General features: G+C 62.0%; 13 protein-coding genes. 5 read left to right on the forward strand and 8 right to left on the reverse strand.

All coding sequences use genetic code 11. The features are described 5' to 3' along the window. Positions 1-116: 116 nt before the first annotated feature. Positions 117-458, forward strand: a complete 342-nt coding sequence (locus D0T11_RS09180; protein WP_119655489.1) for a hypothetical protein — start codon at positions 117-119, stop codon at positions 456-458. Between the two features lie 297 nt (positions 459-755). Here the strand turns inward: D0T11_RS09180 and D0T11_RS09185 are convergent, their stop codons facing one another. The 4 genes from D0T11_RS09185 to D0T11_RS09205 form a co-directional block, all read right to left on the reverse strand. Further along, positions 756-1,766, reverse strand: coding sequence for an N-acetylmuramoyl-L-alanine amidase family protein (locus tag D0T11_RS09185; protein WP_245990699.1), 1,011 nt, complete (start codon positions 1,764-1,766; stop codon positions 756-758). A gap of 576 nt (positions 1,767-2,342) precedes the next feature. Then, positions 2,343-2,804 carry a hypothetical protein gene (locus tag D0T11_RS09195; RefSeq protein ID WP_119655491.1) on the reverse strand — a complete coding sequence of 154 codons (462 nt, stop codon included), beginning with the start codon at positions 2,802-2,804 and terminating at the stop codon, positions 2,343-2,345. Between the two features lie 96 nt (positions 2,805-2,900). Continuing rightward, positions 2,901-3,479, reverse strand: coding sequence for a 2'-5' RNA ligase family protein (locus tag D0T11_RS09200; protein WP_119655492.1), 579 nt, complete (start codon positions 3,477-3,479; stop codon positions 2,901-2,903). A gap of 24 nt (positions 3,480-3,503) precedes the next feature. Beyond that, complete coding sequence (locus D0T11_RS09205; protein WP_119655493.1) at positions 3,504-4,061, reverse strand: DUF1572 family protein; 558 nt, start codon at positions 4,059-4,061, stop codon at positions 3,504-3,506. 149 nt (positions 4,062-4,210) lie between these two features. On the opposite strand from D0T11_RS09205, the gene D0T11_RS09210 reads away from it, so the two are divergent. Beyond that, on the forward strand, positions 4,211-6,364 hold the full coding sequence (locus D0T11_RS09210) for an AsmA family protein (protein WP_147374586.1): 2,154 nt from the start codon (positions 4,211-4,213) through the stop codon (positions 6,362-6,364). A gap of 63 nt (positions 6,365-6,427) precedes the next feature. On the opposite strand, the gene D0T11_RS09215 is transcribed toward D0T11_RS09210, so the two are convergent. Further along, positions 6,428-6,829, reverse strand: coding sequence for a hypothetical protein (locus D0T11_RS09215; protein WP_119655495.1), 402 nt, complete (start codon positions 6,827-6,829; stop codon positions 6,428-6,430). A 267-nt stretch (positions 6,830-7,096) separates the two neighbouring features. Between D0T11_RS09215 and D0T11_RS09220 the strand changes: the two genes are divergently transcribed. Both D0T11_RS09220 and D0T11_RS09225 read left to right on the forward strand, forming a co-directional pair. Continuing rightward, positions 7,097-8,740, forward strand: coding sequence for an amidase (locus D0T11_RS09220; RefSeq protein ID WP_119655496.1), 1,644 nt, complete (start codon positions 7,097-7,099; stop codon positions 8,738-8,740). A gap of 133 nt (positions 8,741-8,873) precedes the next feature. Further along, a complete protein-coding gene (locus D0T11_RS09225; RefSeq protein ID WP_119655497.1) occupies positions 8,874-9,383 on the forward strand; it encodes a peroxiredoxin-like family protein in 510 nt (169 codons plus the stop codon). Between the two features lie 78 nt (positions 9,384-9,461). Here D0T11_RS09225 and D0T11_RS09230 read toward each other — a convergent pair whose 3' ends face one another. Both D0T11_RS09230 and D0T11_RS09235 read right to left on the reverse strand, forming a co-directional pair. Then, positions 9,462-10,361, reverse strand: a complete 900-nt coding sequence (locus tag D0T11_RS09230; RefSeq protein ID WP_119655498.1) for a sensor histidine kinase — start codon at positions 10,359-10,361, stop codon at positions 9,462-9,464. 9 nt (positions 10,362-10,370) lie between these two features. After that, the gene (locus tag D0T11_RS09235) at positions 10,371-11,591 is read right to left on the reverse strand and encodes a PAS domain-containing protein (RefSeq protein WP_119655499.1); all 1,221 of its coding nucleotides are present in this window, start codon (positions 11,589-11,591) and stop codon (positions 10,371-10,373) included. A gap of 303 nt (positions 11,592-11,894) precedes the next feature. Between D0T11_RS09235 and abc-f the strand changes: the two genes are divergently transcribed. Further along, positions 11,895-13,805 carry a ribosomal protection-like ABC-F family protein gene (abc-f, locus tag D0T11_RS09240; RefSeq protein ID WP_119655500.1) on the forward strand — a complete coding sequence of 637 codons (1,911 nt, stop codon included), beginning with the start codon at positions 11,895-11,897 and terminating at the stop codon, positions 13,803-13,805. Between the two features lie 219 nt (positions 13,806-14,024). On the opposite strand, the gene D0T11_RS22085 is transcribed toward abc-f, so the two are convergent. Beyond that, a complete protein-coding gene (locus tag D0T11_RS22085) occupies positions 14,025-15,080 on the reverse strand; it encodes a HEAT repeat domain-containing protein (protein ID WP_147374587.1) in 1,056 nt (351 codons plus the stop codon). Between the last annotated feature and the right edge of the window lie 135 nt (positions 15,081-15,215).

Consider the following 15,215-nt stretch of genomic DNA (forward strand, 5'->3'; position numbering starts at 1 on the left):
TGGGAAAAATGGGTAGCCTAAAGGTACCGTTTCTGCCGAACCTACCCCGAAAAAAGCCGGCATTTCCAACCTCAACCGTGTACCTTCGGGCCTCACCCTTCCTTTCCCGCCGCGCTATGTCCCTCGATACCCTGACCTTCCTCCAGCACACGACCGAAGCCGAAAAGACGACTGTGTACACCCGCGGTGAGGACGAGGACGGCGATGAGGTGCTGATTCCGTGTTCGGCCCTGCTCATTGCCCAAACCGAGTACCAGAAGCTCTATATCACCCTCGAAGCCCGCCGCCGCTACCTCACCCACACCCAGGTACCCGGCGAGGAGGAAGTGGAAATCGACTTCCTGCGCGACTACGAAGAAGTGGAAGCCCTCCTCGAAGACGCCGGCCTCGATGGTATCTTCGACGGCGAGCAAGGCATTCTCTACCACAACCTGCTCTTCCTGCTGATGAACCCGTAATTCAGTTGCCAGTTGCCAGTTGCCAGTTGCCAGTTGCTAGTTGTCAGTGGTTAGTTGTCAGTTGCCAGTTGTCAGTTGTCAGTGGTTAGTTGTCAGTCGCCAGGAAAAGGAACGTCATTCCGAGCGAAGGCGGAGCCGGAGCCGAGGAATCTCGCGTGCAATGGTACTTCTGTCGTTAGGTTAGTTGACGCAACATCAGCACGCGAGATTCCTCGGCTCCGGCTCCGCCTTCGCTCGGAATGACGTTCCTTTTCCTGACAATTGACAATTGACAATTGACAACTGACAACCAACAACTCACTTCCGCGTGTAATCCGCCAGCAGGCCCTCATAAATCCAGTTGGCCAGGGCCTGGCGGTTGTCGGCCACCACGAACCGCTGCTGGTCACGGGCATTCTGGATGTTGCCCAGCTCCATGAACACGGCCGGGGCGTGGCTGTTGCGCACCACGTACAGGCTGCTGCGCGCCGACACGTTGCCGGAGTAGGAACGGTTGGGCTGAGCCCGCCGGTAGCGCGCCGTGAATACCTGGTGAATATTACGGGCCAGGCGCTGACCGGCCGCGCTGTTGGCGTGGTGGTAGAAAAACACGTCGATGTTTTGGCCCTTGCTGCGGCTGTCCACGTGCAGGGCCAGCAGGCGCTGGTAGGCTCCTTTGTGGCGGGCGTAGAGCTTATTGGCCTGGCCCACGCGCTGCTGCAACCGCCCGAGCTGGCTGAGCGGAATGCGCTGGTGCGGAAACGTTACCTCGTCGTGGTCGATGGGCAGGATGCTCGCGTCGCGGATGCCGTCGTTGGGGTCCTGCACCAGCAGATACACGGTGGCCCCGTGCTCCATCAGCACCCGGGCCAGGCGCAGCGTCACGTCGTAGGCGTACTCGTCTTCGGCCAGGCGGTGGGGGCCGTACCGGCCGATGGCTCCCGGGTCGGGGCCGCCGTGCCCGGCCGAAAGGTAGTACACGGCCCCGCGCAACGCCCGGTCGCGAACGACTACCCGGGCATACTGGGGGCCAAATACCGGCGCTTTCAGCACTGATGAGGCGTGAGCCAGGGTGGGGGCGTTGGCGGGGGCCGCCGCGCCCGGGGGCAACCGGTAGGTGCGGCCCACAATGAGGCCGTTGCCGCTGGTCAGGTTTGCCTGGTTGAGCTCCACGAACTGCCGGAAGTGCTGGCCCGAGGTGAAACCGTAGCGGCGGAGCAGGGCATGGGCTCCGTCGCCGGGCCGGGCGACCACCGTGGTGGGTACGCGCTGGCTGAAAACGGGGCCGGCGAGCAGGCAAAGCAGGAGCAGGAAAGCAGAAAAACGCAAAAGCAGAAAGCTGAACGGGCGGGGAATACGGGGACGCTATGAGCCACAAAAACCGGGCAGGGAATACTCGGGGCCTTACGCCGGACAGGTGGCCCGGACGCCCGACAACATCCGCAAATTGATGAGTGAGCGCGCGTAAAAGTAGCCAGACGGCCCTGAAAACACGCGAAGCAGGCCGCGTAACGGCTGTTACGCGGCCTCCCGGGGCGCTACTCCGGCGGTTTTTGGGGAGGTATGCAGCGGTCCGCAATGGCTGGGGGGCTGACCTTCCTGGCAAGGGCCAACCGCTCATCTGCAAACGGCTCCGAGCCTTGCCAGACGGCTGCGTGGAAGTGCGTGCCGCCGTTTTTGCCGTCTTTTTGGTCGATGGGCCAGCAGCCGCTCCTGACCCTGGGGGCATGGGCCACCAGGGCTCCGGTTTGGGGCCGGGCGACGAAGAACGCCTCGTTGGAACGGCTGGGGGCGGGCAAGGCGGGAAGCTACGCGCCGCCCGTCCCGGAAAAACCAAAAAAAAGGTCGACCCCAGGTGGGGGCCGACCTTCTCAAAACGGACTAACCAGGGGCGAAGCGGGCCGCTTAAACGTGGAACGCCGGGCGGGCCGGGTTCCAGATGCCCCACGGGATCATGAGCAATACCAGAACAAGCGCAATGAGAAACCAGATGAACGCCTTGCGGTGCTTGAGCACGGGGTCGGTGGCTTTTTTGGAAAGCGTGCGGCCCACCTGGGCGGCCACCACGGCCAGCAGCATCCCCACCAGGTGCTCCACGGCGAAGAAGCGGCCGGTGGGGTCTTTCATAACGGCGCTACCCGCCGTTTCGAAGGCCTTCACGCCGTAGGGGCTGATAAAGTAGAGGAGGATGCCCAGCAGCAGTTGCAGGTGCATGGAGCCCACGAAGGCGGCCCCCATGCCGTTATCGGCCCCCACCCAGGGCTTGCGGCCCTGCCAGCCGGCGAAAGCGCGAAAAATGGCAATCAGACCAAAAACGAGGACGAGCCAGCGCGTCCAGGAGTGCAGCAGCAGAATAGGTTGGTACATGGGCCGAGGAAAGCAGAAAAGAGTGGTGGAGCCGGTAAAGGTCGGCACTGGTGGTCAAAAGTACGCGCCCGGCCCCATATTCGGCACTGCGGCCGGCTACTTGGCCGTTTCGAACAGGGGCAGGGCCGGCGCGTGCTGGTGGCCCTCGAAGGCGTAAATCTTCTCCGGCACATATAGTTCCTCTTCCTCGCGCAGGATGGCCAGGTTGGTAATAGCCAGCTTCAGGTTGAAGGTATGCTGGTTGAGGTACTGCATCACGGGGCCGAGTAATTCGGGCGTGGTATCGTGCAGGGCCAGGGAAATATGGGGCAGCCAGCAGTCGGGGCCGCTGAACTTGTCGGTGCGCAGGCACAAGGGCGCGGTGGCCCGCAGAATGCGGTGGTGAAGCTGGTTGAGGGCATCGGAGCGCAGCACCGGAATATAAATTACCGGGTTCGGTCCCGGAAACACGCCCAGCCCGCTGGTGTGGGCCACGAAGGGCTGGGTGTGGCGGGCCACTTCGCGCAGCACCTGCCGCAGGGCGCTCCGCTTGCGCACGCCCGCCAGCTGGTAGGTAATGTGCGGGTCGGGCGTGGCCTGCACATCGTCGAGGCCGAACTCGGTTTCCAGGTTCTGAATCAGCCGGTTGATCCGGTCCGCATTCTGGGCGTTCAGCAGAGAAGTTATGGCAAGCATCGGGCGGTTGTTAACTGCAAACACTTAGGATTGGTTGGCCTGAGCCCGTAGGGTGGAGGTGAAGAGGTCGCTCTGCCCGCGCGGCACGCTCAGGTTCTGCCACTGCGCCCCGCGTAGCTGTTTGGCCGCTTGCACCAGTTGGCCGGTATGATACGCATAATGCGCTACCTGGCGTTGCAGGGCCGCCAGCACCGTATGGGCCTCGCCCCGGATGCGTACGGTGCGCAGCAGGTCCTCGGGCCGGAGCTGGTGGTCGAGCAAATCGAAGAGCACCTGCCAGGCGGCGGCCCACTGGTGGTGCAGGCCGGCCACGGCAGCCGGGGTGGGCTGCTCGAATTCCTGGTCGCGGTGGCGGGTGGGCTTTTCGCCGTCGGTGGTCAGAAAATCGGTGAACCGGGAGCGAAGATTGCCCGTCATGTGCTGCACGATGACGGCCACGCTGTTGCTTTCGGGGCCGGGTACGTGCAGCCAGTCGGCGGGGCTGAGCTGGGCCAGCGCCCGGTCGGCCAGGGTCTGATAACTGCGGAACGTGGTACGGAAGGAAGCCAGCAGGGTGCGGCCCAGCTCGTCGGAAGTTGGCATAGCAGCAAAAGTCAGGCGGGGAATAAGCGTCGTTCAGCGAAGGTAGGCGTTCTGGCCGGAATGCCCGGGGCCGGCCGGGGGCAACGGGTTAGGCGAAAAAATGTGCGGCTGCTTCGGCCGTGCGCCGGCCCTCGCCCGTAAGCCCTGCCGTGCCTGTTGCTTCCCATATTTCTGCTTCCCGCGCCGCCTCCGCGCTGCGCCGCCACTGGGGGCGGTGGGCGGTGGGGCTGCTGGCGGTGCTCGTTGTTGGGGTGTGGGCGGCCGTTACCTTCCTGCTCGACCCCTGGCTGCAACGCCAGTTGGAGGAAAAAGCGCGCACCGCCAGCCAGGGCCGCTACCAGTTGCGCGTTGGCAGCCTGCGCACCAGCCTGCTGCGCCGCCGCGCCGAAGTGGGCCAGGTGCACCTGCGTACGGTATCCGCCGGTCCCGGTTCGGCCCGGTTGCCCCGCCTGGAGTTCACCCTGGGCCGGGTGCTGGTGGAAGAGGTGGGGGTGTGGGCGCTGCTGCGGGGCCAGGAAGTACCCATCGGCAGCATCCGGCTCGATTCGGTAGCCGTGGACCTGGCCCGCCTCCCCCAAACCACCGACCCGCGTCCCCTGCACGAACGGTTACCGGGTAAGGGGCTGCGCGTGAAGTACCTGATGGTGCGCCACCTCACGGGCCAGTTTGGCCCGCCCGCCCGCCCCACGGCCCGCCTGGCCCGGGCCGACCTGACCGCCCGCGACCTGCGCCTGAGTGCGGCCGGGGCCGCCGACTCGGCCCGGGTGGGGTATGCGGCCTCGGTGGCGGGGCAATTGCGGGGCGTGCTGGCCCAGGTGCCGGGCCACGCCCTGAGCCTGCGCGGGCTCCGCTTCGCCACCACCGCCCGGCAGTTGGTCGTCGATTCCGTCGCTGTCCACCCGAACCAGGCCATCAGCGGCCGGCGCAGCGCAAATATCCGCGTGAGCCTGGGGCTGCCCCGGCTGGTGCTGCGGGGCCTCGATGCCGCCGCCCTCAGCCGCCGCCGTTTCCGGGCCGATACGCTTGCTGTGCGTGCCCCGCGCCTGGCCCTGACGCTGCCCGCCACCGCCCCGCCCGCCTTCCACGAGCTGCTCGCGCCCTACCTGCGCGAGTGCCGCCTGGGTGCGCTGGTAGCCACCGGCGGCCGCCTGCGCGTGGCCGGTACCGATCTGGCCCCGGCCGTGGCCCGGGTATTTCTGACCGGCACCGGCTTGCAGGTGCTGCCCTACCAGCCGCCCGGGGCCAGCATCTTCTACGCCCAGGCCTGGCAACTGCGTACCGGGCGGGCTACGGCCACCCTCAACGCCCCCTACTATCACCTTTCCTGGCTGGGGCTGAAGGCCGATACCCGGGCGGGAAAACTGGCGCTACGGCAGCTCACGATAGTGCCCACGCTGTCGGTGGTGGGGCTGGCGCGCCGCAAGGGCCACCAGGCCGCCCACCTGACGGCGCGGGTACCGGCACTCCGCCTGACGGGCCTCGACTTCGGGGCGGCCGCCAACCGCCACGAGCTGCGGGCCGGCGCGCTCACGGTTGCTCATGCCCGCATCAGTACCCGCAGCGACGGGCGCTTTCCCGAAAACCCCGAAATATCGCACATCACGCCCGAGGCCCTGCGCCAGGTGCCTTTTCTGTTCGGCCTCGACCAGCTCATTATCCACCAGGCTACCATCACAACCCACTACCGGGCTCCCCGGGAAGCGCAGCCGGGTATTTTGCAGATTAATGACTTCGGGGGCACGCTCCGCAACGTGAGCAACGATCCGGCGCGGATGAGCGCGGCCCACCCGCTCACGGGCAGGGCCACCGGCCGCCTCCAGGGCAAGTGCCGGGTCCGGGTTATGGTGCGGGCCAACGTGCTCGATCCGGCCGGCCGCCACACGGTCAGCGGCACGTTTTATTCAGCCCCACTGGCCATTCTCAACTCCATGACCATCCCCACCCGGGGTATCCGGTTTCGGAGCGGCACCATCGGGCAGATCCGGTTCCGGATGCAACTCGACCAGCAGGCCGCCCGTGGTACCATGTGGGCCGGCTACACAAATCTGAAGTTGCAGCGCCTCAACCGGGAAAACCAGCCCGGCCTGCTGCACCGGGTCGAAACGACCCTCCTCAATGGTATCTTCATCCGCGACAACAACCCCCGCCAGCCGGGGCAGGAGTTGAAAACCGGCCGGATGCACTCGGCCCGGAAACGGCGCTACTCGGTGTTCACGCTCTGGCGGCAGGGCCTGGTAAGCGGCCTGCTCAACAGTGCCGGCGTGCCCGCGCCCCTGGCCAAAAAGCTCAGCGAAGGCAAATAAAACCGGCGGTTTTTTCAGGGTCGGGCGGCCCCGATGGCCGCGCGGCCCCGGCCAGCCGGTAGCTCAGCGGCCCTGCTGGCGACTGAGCCACAGGCAGGCCGTGGCCACGTCGTCGAAGGCGACGACGGTCGGTTTATCCAGGTAGCGCACGAGCATCTCGGAGGGCTGGCGGCCCGGATAATCGGGGGCGTATACCCAGGCCATGTAGCGCAGCCCCTGGGCGTACATTTCCCGGAGCCAGTTCACGCCCCATTCGGTAAGCTGCACCTCGGAGCGGGATAAGTTGGAGTTGTCGTTCAGTAATTTGCCAGTAGGATACCGCTGCATGGCCGCCTGAATATGCCCGCAGCACTGGCGGGCCGAAGCCTGGTCGTGCTCACCCTGCCAGTCGGCGTACAGCCAATTATTCGCGGCATCATAGCTGATGAACACTTCCGGCGTTGGCAGAGCGGGTAACGGGGGCATAACCAGAGAGTAGCAGGCGGAATACGTAGCGGCAGGAGTTGCGAACAAAACGCCTTAAGCAAGGATAAATAGCTGTTCGTAAATCGGGTACGTTGCCAGAAAGGTTTGCGTTTTTCCGGGTTAGCGGCAAGAGAACGAGGCGGTCCGGATTTTGGTGTAGCAACATACGTCAATTCCGCCCAGAAAGCCACGCGCCGCGAGAAAGCCAGGCGGGCAGGTCCGCAGTCCGGGTTTCCGACCTATCTTGAGGCGCCAACTACTGCTGCTATGAACCGTCGAATTTTCCTGCGCAACAGCTCGCTTACCGGGTTGTCCCTGTCTGTTTTTTCGCTGGCGTCCTGCTCGTCGGCTCCCGAGCAGCCGCCGGCCGCCAACGCGGCGGCGGCCCCGGCAGCGGCGCCGGTGGCCGAAGCCGATTTTGAACTGCTGGAAAACACGCTGGCCGAATTGCAGGAAAAGATGCAGCGCGGCACGCTCACGGCCCGTGGCATCACGGAACAGTACCTCAACCGCATCAAGGCCCTCGACCAGGCCGGCCCGCGCCTGAATGCCGTGCTACTCACCAACCCCGAGGCCCTCGACCTGGCCCACAAGCTGGACCAGGAGCGCAAGTCGGGCAAAACCCGCGGGCCGCTGCACGGCATCCCCATTCTGCTCAAAGACAACATCGATACCGCCGACCAGCAGCCCACCACGGCCGGCTCGCTGGCCCTGGCCGGGCACCGGGCCGCTCAGGATGCGTTTATCGTGGGCAAGCTGCGCGCGGCCGGGGCCGTGGTGCTGGGCAAAACCAACCTGAGCGAGTGGGCCAACTTCCGCTCCACGCGCTCCACCAGCGGCTGGAGCAGCGTGGGCGGGCAAACCAAAAACCCCTACATCCTCGACCGCACGCCCAGCGGCTCCAGCGCGGGCTCGGGGGCGGCGGCCTCGGCCAACTTCTGCGCCGCCGCCATCGGCACCGAAACCGACGGCTCCATCGTGTCGCCGGCCTCGTGCAGCGGGCTGGTGGGCGTGAAGCCCACGGTGGGCCTGTGGAGCCGCACGGGCATCATCCCCATTTCGGCCACCCAGGATACGGCCGGCCCCATGACGCGTACCGTGCACGATGCTGCCCTGCTGCTCACGGCCCTGGCCGGCCCCGACCCGCAGGATGCCGCTACCCAGGCCAGCGCCGGGAAAATTCCGGCCGACTACACCGAATTTCTGAAGCCGGAAGCCCTGAAGGGCAAGCGGCTGGGCGTAGAAAAAGCCCACCTCACCGGCAACTCCGAAGGCGTGGCGCTGCTGCTGGCCGCCCTGGAGGTGCTCAAAGCCCAGGGCGCGACCATTGTGCCGGTGGAAGTGGAAAAGCTCACCGACCCGCTGGGCCAGGCCGAGTACGACGTGCTGCTCTACGAGTTCAAGGAGGGGGTGAACAAGTACCTGGCCAGCGCCGGGGCCGGGGTTAAAACCCTGGCCGACGTCATTGCCTTCAACACCCAAAACAAGGCCAGGGCCATGCCTTTCTTCCAGCAGGAAATCCTGGAAGCCTCCGAAAAACTCGGCGACCTGACTACGCCAGCCTATCAGAAGGCCCTGAAGAAGTCGCGCGATGGTGCCCGCGCCGCCCTCAACGGGGTGCTGGTCAAGAACCGCCTCGATGCCGTGGTGGCCATCACCAACAGCCCCGCCCGCTGCATCGACCTCATCAACGGGGACTCGGGCGGCGGGCCGGGCTTCTCGTCGCCGGCGGCTATGGCCGGCTACCCGCACATTACGGTGCCCATGGGCCAGGCCCACGGCCTGCCGGTGGGCCTCTCGTTCGTGGGCGGGGCCTGGCAGGAAGGTCCGTTGCTGGGCCTGGCCTATGCCTATGAGCAGGCCTCGAAGAAACGGGCCGCGCCCGAATTCAATGGGCCATTTGTGGGCTAGAAAACGCAACAGGCAATTCGCCCAGGCTGATTTCAGGCCCTGAGCGGACTCCCTGTTGCGCGTCCGCCGGCAACTATCAGCCCGCTAAGCGGTATACGTGTGTCGATACATACATTCCGTAACCCCTTTCCTCATGATTAAGCCCAGAACGCAAGTACCCCCGCTCGATGTGCGCCTGGTAGGCGGCGGCCGCTTCCACCTGGCCGGGGCCGCACCCGACTACATGACCATGCTGGTCTTTTACCGGGGCCACCACTGCCCGATCTGCAAAAAGAACCTGAAGCAGCTGCAAACCCAGCTCGCCGCCTTCCAGGCCCTCGGCATTCAGGTGGTGGCCATTTCAACCAACTCCCAGCAGCTGGCCGACAAAACCAGGCAGGACTGGGGCCTCGACGACGTGACGCTGGGCTACGGCCTGACCATTGAGAAAGCCCGCGAGTGGGGCCTGTTTATTTCCGAAGGCATCAGCGACTCGGAGCCGGCCGAATTCAGTGAGCCCGGCCTGTTTCTGGTGCTCCCCGACGGGATGCTCTACGCTGCGTCCATTCAAACTATGCCCTTCACCCGTCCTGATTTTGAGGAGCTGCTGGGCGGACTCACGTTCGTCAAAAACAAGAACTACCCGGCACGCGGCGAGGCGTAAGGCGCATTCCCGACCTGCCGTTCCACGGCCCGGTAGCCCCGCGCTGCCGGGCCGTGGTGCTGGTGCGCGGCCCCGGCCTTACTGCCGGAAATACACGCTGAACAGGGAGCCAATACCCTCCTGGCTGCTGACTTCGAGGCGGCCCCCGGCATTTTCCACCATCTTCCGGACCATGTAGAGGCCAATGCCGGTGCCTTCTACGTGGCTATGGAAGCGCTGGAACATGCCAAACAACCGGTCCCGGCTGTTTTCGGGCAGGCCCAGGCCATTGTCGCCCACTTCCAGCACCAGAAACTCGTTCTGCCGCCGGGTGCTGATGGTAATCTGAAGCGGCCGGTGGGGACAGTGGTATTTGAGGGCGTTGCTGAGCAGGTTGTAGAGCACGCTACGCAGGTTTTTCGGCGAGAAAACGACGCTGGCGTAGTCGGTCAGCTGGCGGGTAATGCGCGCGCCGGTATCGTGGATGAGGGGCGCCAGATCCAGCTGCACCGCCAGCAGCACTTCCCGGATGTTGACCAGCGTGGCCGTGGGCAGCTGTTCCTGGCGCAGGCGGGTCACGTCGGTGAGCTGCTCAATGGTACTCTTGAAGCGTTCCACCGAGTCCTGCATCAGCTCCAGAATATAGCTGATTTCCTCGGAGCGCTGCCCGGCGGGCATTTCGGCCGTGAGCGTGTGCAGCAAGCCTTCGATATTGGTAATGGGGGCTCTGAGGTCGTGCGAGGCGGTGTAGATGAAGTTGTCCAGGTCCAGGTTGGAGTGGGTGAGCTGCTGGTTGAGCAGGCGGAGCTCCTCGTTCGTGGCTTGCAGCCGCTCGTTGAGCGTCTGCACCTGCCGGCGGGCCAGCACCTGCTCCGTTACGTCGTGGGCAAAAACCGAAATGCCTGCCGTCTGGCCCTGCTGCTGGTAGGCCTGGTAGGTAAAGTCGAAATACGTCTCCGTTGTAGTGCCGTGGGCGGAATCATAGATCAGCAGGGGCATTTCGGTGCCTTAGTAGGTTTCACCGGTCTGGTACACCTGGTCGAGCAGGGCCACAAAACCCTGGGCCACCGCCTCGGGCTGGGCTTCGGCTACCGGGCGCCCCCGCAGCTGGCGGTCCGGAAAAAGCTGCTCGTAAGCTGCGTTGAAGTACTCCAGCCGGTGCTCGGGGCCGCGCAGAATGCAGATGGCGGCCGGGGTGCGGGCAAAGGCCTGATAGAACGTTTCGCGCTCCTGGGCCAGCCGCCGGGTGCCGGCCTGTACTTGGGCTTGCAGCCCCTGGACCCGTTCGCGCACCCGCACATGTTCCGTCATATCGATGGCAAACACGATAATGCCATCGATTTGGCCCTGGTCGTTGTAGCGGGCCTGCTGAATATGGTGGAAGTAGTACTCCTGCAAGGGGCCGCCTTCCGTGCGGGCAATGGGGATGCGGGTGCCAATTTCCTCGTGGGTTTCGCCGCTCATATACACCTGTTGCAGCGCTTGCCAGACGGGTTGGCCCGCCAGCTCGGGCAGGGCCTCCAGCAGGGGGCGGTGCAACAACCGCCGCCCGGGAAACAGCTGCTGATAGGCCGGATTGATCAGCTCAAAGACCAGATCAGGGCCGTCGAGGACACAGATGGCGGCCGGGGCCTGCCTGAAGAACCGCTCCAGCCGCTGCTGCTGCCGGTCGGCTTCGGCGCGGGCCTGCCGCAACTGCCGGGTGTGCTCCCGCGCCTGGCTTGCCAGCGCCTCGCTGAGCTGGCGGAGCTGCTGCTGGGTTCTGAGCAGCGCCTGGTTGCTGGTCTGGGCCTGGGTGTCGATTACTTCCGCCGCGTCCTCTTCAAGCATGCCCGCCTCTTGCAGCAGACTAATCACCAGGTGCTCGCCATGGCGACGGGCCGCTACGCGCAGCGGGTGGTTGGGGCCGGGGTAGGAGAGGACGAGCCCGGCCGTGGGGTTGGGGCCGCACTGGCGGCGGCAGAAAGCCAGCAGGGCCGCCGCTACCGGCCCGGGGAAGTGGGTGCGCAGCGTGCCGCCGGGGTGGGCGGGTAATGCCAGCAGCCGCTGGCCGGCCGGATTCAGGTAGTCCAGGGCGAAATCAGTTGCCTCGGCGGCGGGCTCGGCCGGGCCGGCTCGGCCGGACCAGGGCCGCAGCAGCAGCAGCGGGGTCAGCGAAACGTCCAGCACCGTCTCTAACAAACCTTCGGGCTCGAATCGGGCGGGAACAGCAGCCGGGAAATCGGACATGGAGGAACGCGAAAGAAAAAACGCTGCCGCAGGTGTCGGCAGGCATCGTGGAATCGGCAGGGGCAGAGGGCGCGGCCTGCCCCGGAGGCGGGCCGTGCCCAAGGGGTACGGCCCGTTGAACCGTCTGGTTGGCTGGCGGCGGTTTTTTTCGGAAAAAGAGCCGGTTGCCGGCTTCCCGTGCCAGCGCCCGGGTTGCAGTACGCCCGCGCCCGCCCGGTGGCCGGATTACGGAGTTTCGTAATTTCTCCGGGAGCTTCACCCAGATACATAGTACCTTTGCGGCCTCATAGCTCTGCAAAGTAGATGATTTCCATTTCTGACCTCGATTTCCACTTCGGCTCCCGTGCCCTCTACGACAAGGCCAGCCTCCACATCAAACCCAAGGACAAAATCGGTCTGATCGGCCTCAACGGCACCGGCAAATCGACGCTGCTGCGCGTGTTGGTGGGCGAGTACAAGCCCGACGGGGGCAGCATCTCGATGAGCAAGGACGTGAGTCTGGGCTTCCTCAACCAGGATCTGCTCAGCTACGACACCCACGAGAGCATCCTCATCGTGGCCATGCAGGCGTTTGCCGAGGCGCTCAACATTCAGAAGCGCATTGATGAAATCCTGCTGGAGTTTGAAAACAACTACACCGACGACCTGATCGAGAAGCTGGCCGACGCCCAGGAACGCTTTGAGGCGCTGGGCGGCTACACCATGCAGGCCCAGGCCGAGGAAATCCTGGAAGGCCTGGGCTTCAGCACCGAGGAGCTGCAAAAGCCGCTCAAGTCCTTCTCGGGGGGCTGGCGGATGCGGGTGATGCTGGCCAAAATCCTGCTCCAGCAGCCCAGCCTGCTGCTGCTCGACGAACCCACCAACCACCTGGACCTGCCCTCCATCAAGTGGATTGAAAACTACCTGGCCGGCTACGAGGGCGCCGTTATCATCGTCAGCCACGACCGGGCCTTCCTCGACCGCACCACCAACACCACCGTGGAAGTGCTGGGCGGCAAACTGGTGCCCTACGCCGGCAACTACAGCTACTACCTGGAGGAAAAGGAGGAGCGCAACATCATTCAGAAAGGGGCTTTTGAAAACCAGCAGGCCCAGATCAAGCAGGCCGAGCGCTTCATTGAGCGCTTCAAGGCCAAGGCCAGCAAAGCCAAGCAGGCCCAGAGCCGCGTGAAGGCCCTCGACAAGCTGGAGCGCATTGAGGACGTAGCCCAGGACGCGGCCAAAATCAACATGAAGTTCACCTTCAAGGTAGAGCCCGGCCGGCACATCCTGCGCATGGAGCACGTGACCAAGAAGTACGACCAGAAGCTGATTTTCCGCGACACGAACGTGCACATCGAGCGGGGCGACAAAATTGCCCTCATCGGGGCCAACGGCAAGGGCAAGTCCACGCTCATGCGCCTGGTGGCCGGCACCGAGGCCCCCACCAATGGCAAGCACCAGCTGGGCCACAACGTCATCATGTCGTTCTACGCTCAGCACCAGCTCGAAAGCCTGAACGTGGACAACGAAATTCTCCAGGAAATGAGCGAGGCCGGCTCCAAGCGCAGCGACATGGAGCTGCGCTCGGTGCTGGGCTCCTTCCTGTTCACGGGCGAGGACGTGTTCAAGCGCATTAAGGTGCTCAGCGGGGGCGAAAAAAGCCGGGTGGCGCTGGCCAAAACCCTGATTTCGGAAGCCAACTTCCTGCTCCTCGACGAACCCACCAACCACCTCGACATGGTGTCGGTGAACATCCTGATTCAGGCCCTGGAGCAGTACGAGGGCACGTTCATCGTCATCAGCCACGACCGGTTCTTCGTCGAGAACGTGGCCACCAAAATCTGGTACATCGAGGATTTCCAGCTCAAGGAATACCCCGGCACCTACAACGAGTACGAGCAGTGGCAGGAAGACCGCGAGAAGGCCGCCAAGAAAGCCGGCCTGCCCAGCCCCTCGGCCCCCAAGCCCCTGCCCAAAGAGGAGCCCAAGCCCGACCTCACGCCCGCCAAAACCCCCTCGCCCGACCAGAAGAAAGCCCTGCGTGAGCTGGCCGAAGTAGAAAAGAAAATCGACGAGCGCGAAAAGGAGCTGGCCGAGTACGAAACGCAGCTGGCCGACCCCAAAATCTACGACAACGCCGCCCAGCTCAAGGACGCCACCCTCAAATTTGAGCAGGTGAAAAAGGAGTTGGCCCAGCTCAACGACCAGTGGGAAATGCTGGCCGAAGTGTAGCCGCCCCGTCCCCTAAAATCGAAAGCCTCTCTTGAAGCATAGTGCTTCGGGAGAGGTTTTTTTGTGGTGTTGGTTTGCTAACGGTTTGCAGCTACCCGAAGGGCGGGTCTTTTACCACAAAATTTGATTTGAAAAACTAAACTTTCATTAACCACAAAACTGTCTTTGGAATACGAAACCCCGCCTTTTGGGTAGGTGCTGTTATGCGTAGACTTTCTTTTAGTAGTCATTTTCAAGTTCGTCTTTTACTTCGCCCATTTGATAGTCGCTTAATTTTATTTTTAATTTAATTGGTTCGTAAAGTTTGTTTGGGTATTTTGTAAGTGCAACAAGTAAATATTTGCAAAGTATTTTATATCTGAATTCGTCTTTTGATTTAGTCGTCCTGTCAAATAGCTCAACAGTTTCTGGTTTTGGATACTTTGCAAGTGTTTGATAGCAAATCCTCCATTTCGGATAATCGTATAATTCTTGTTTCCATTCTTGCTCAAACACCTTTTTCACATGCGAATAAAAGTAGTCGTCTGGAAACTCTCTAACTGCATATAATGCTGAAGATTGTGTATTGTCGTCTTTGAAAAATGAAGCGATTAGTTCTTTGTCTGTTTGCTTTTGATACTTAGCCAATGTTCTTAGTGCAGATTTGTTTCTGTCGTCCTTTACCAATTGTCTAATTCTTGTGTAGTTGTCTGCTGTTGGCTTTAGGGTCTTCAATACCGATGATTTTGCCGAAATAATTATTGATTTGTCGTTAAGCAAAATGCTGTCGAGAGTTTTGTTTTCTGTTTGATTTAATTTATAAATATCAACCTCAATATAGTTTGGTGTTACAACGTTCACAAAATAGTCAGCCACATATTGTGTCATTCCTATGCAACCGCTTTGTGTAGAAACTCTTGATGTGTCGTTTAGATGTTTTAATAGAACAGGAAATATTTTGTCCGAACGCTTTGTTGCCAATGCTTGAAAAGCGTAACAACGTACTGCTGAGTTTTTATGATCAGTTAATGCAACTAATTGGTCAATAGTTGCAACTTTTTTAAGTTGTTCGTATTTGTACCATTGTTTGGAAGGTGAGCCACCTTCTCCGATATGAGAACTTTCAACTCTGTTTCCTTTTTCAATACCGTCCACAATTTTCTTGAGGTCAGGCAAAGTGTCAAGATTGATATAAACTGGTTTTTGCTCAACAATTTTGTCAGGTCGTTCCTGTCCACCGCAAGCAAATAAAATGCTCGCTGTTAAGATGAATGTTAATGTTTGTAGTATCGTCATAAGGTTACACATAACATTAGGATTAGCGAAGGTGTGAGTTTCGCTAACCCCACCTCAGTACGCAAGTAACCTTCGTTTATCGTATCTAAATTGGTATGATAAACGAAGCCCTGACTTGGTGCATCTCAACTTATC

Source organism: Hymenobacter rubripertinctus (assembly GCF_003583925.1).
Lineage (GTDB): Bacteria > Bacteroidota > Bacteroidia > Cytophagales > Hymenobacteraceae > Hymenobacter > Hymenobacter rubripertinctus.

Coding starts and splice junctions, on each gene's coding strand:
- D0T11_RS09180 (WP_119655489.1), top strand. CDS start 117: ATGTCCCTCGATACCCTGACCTTCCTCCAGCACACGACCGAAGCCGAA.
- D0T11_RS09195 (WP_119655491.1), bottom strand. CDS start 2,804: ATGTACCAACCTATTCTGCTGCTGCACTCCTGGACGCGCTGGCTCGTC.
- D0T11_RS09200 (WP_119655492.1), bottom strand. CDS start 3,479: ATGCTTGCCATAACTTCTCTGCTGAACGCCCAGAATGCGGACCGGATC.
- D0T11_RS09205 (WP_119655493.1), bottom strand. CDS start 4,061: ATGCCAACTTCCGACGAGCTGGGCCGCACCCTGCTGGCTTCCTTCCGT.
- D0T11_RS09215 (WP_119655495.1), bottom strand. CDS start 6,829: ATGCCCCCGTTACCCGCTCTGCCAACGCCGGAAGTGTTCATCAGCTAT.
- D0T11_RS09220 (WP_119655496.1), top strand. CDS start 7,097: ATGAACCGTCGAATTTTCCTGCGCAACAGCTCGCTTACCGGGTTGTCC.
- D0T11_RS09225 (WP_119655497.1), top strand. CDS start 8,874: ATGATTAAGCCCAGAACGCAAGTACCCCCGCTCGATGTGCGCCTGGTA.
- D0T11_RS09230 (WP_119655498.1), bottom strand. CDS start 10,361: ATGCCCCTGCTGATCTATGATTCCGCCCACGGCACTACAACGGAGACG.
- D0T11_RS09235 (WP_119655499.1), bottom strand. CDS start 11,591: ATGTCCGATTTCCCGGCTGCTGTTCCCGCCCGATTCGAGCCCGAAGGT.
- abc-f (WP_119655500.1), top strand. CDS start 11,895: ATGATTTCCATTTCTGACCTCGATTTCCACTTCGGCTCCCGTGCCCTC.
- D0T11_RS22085 (WP_147374587.1), bottom strand. CDS start 15,080: ATGACGATACTACAAACATTAACATTCATCTTAACAGCGAGCATTTTA.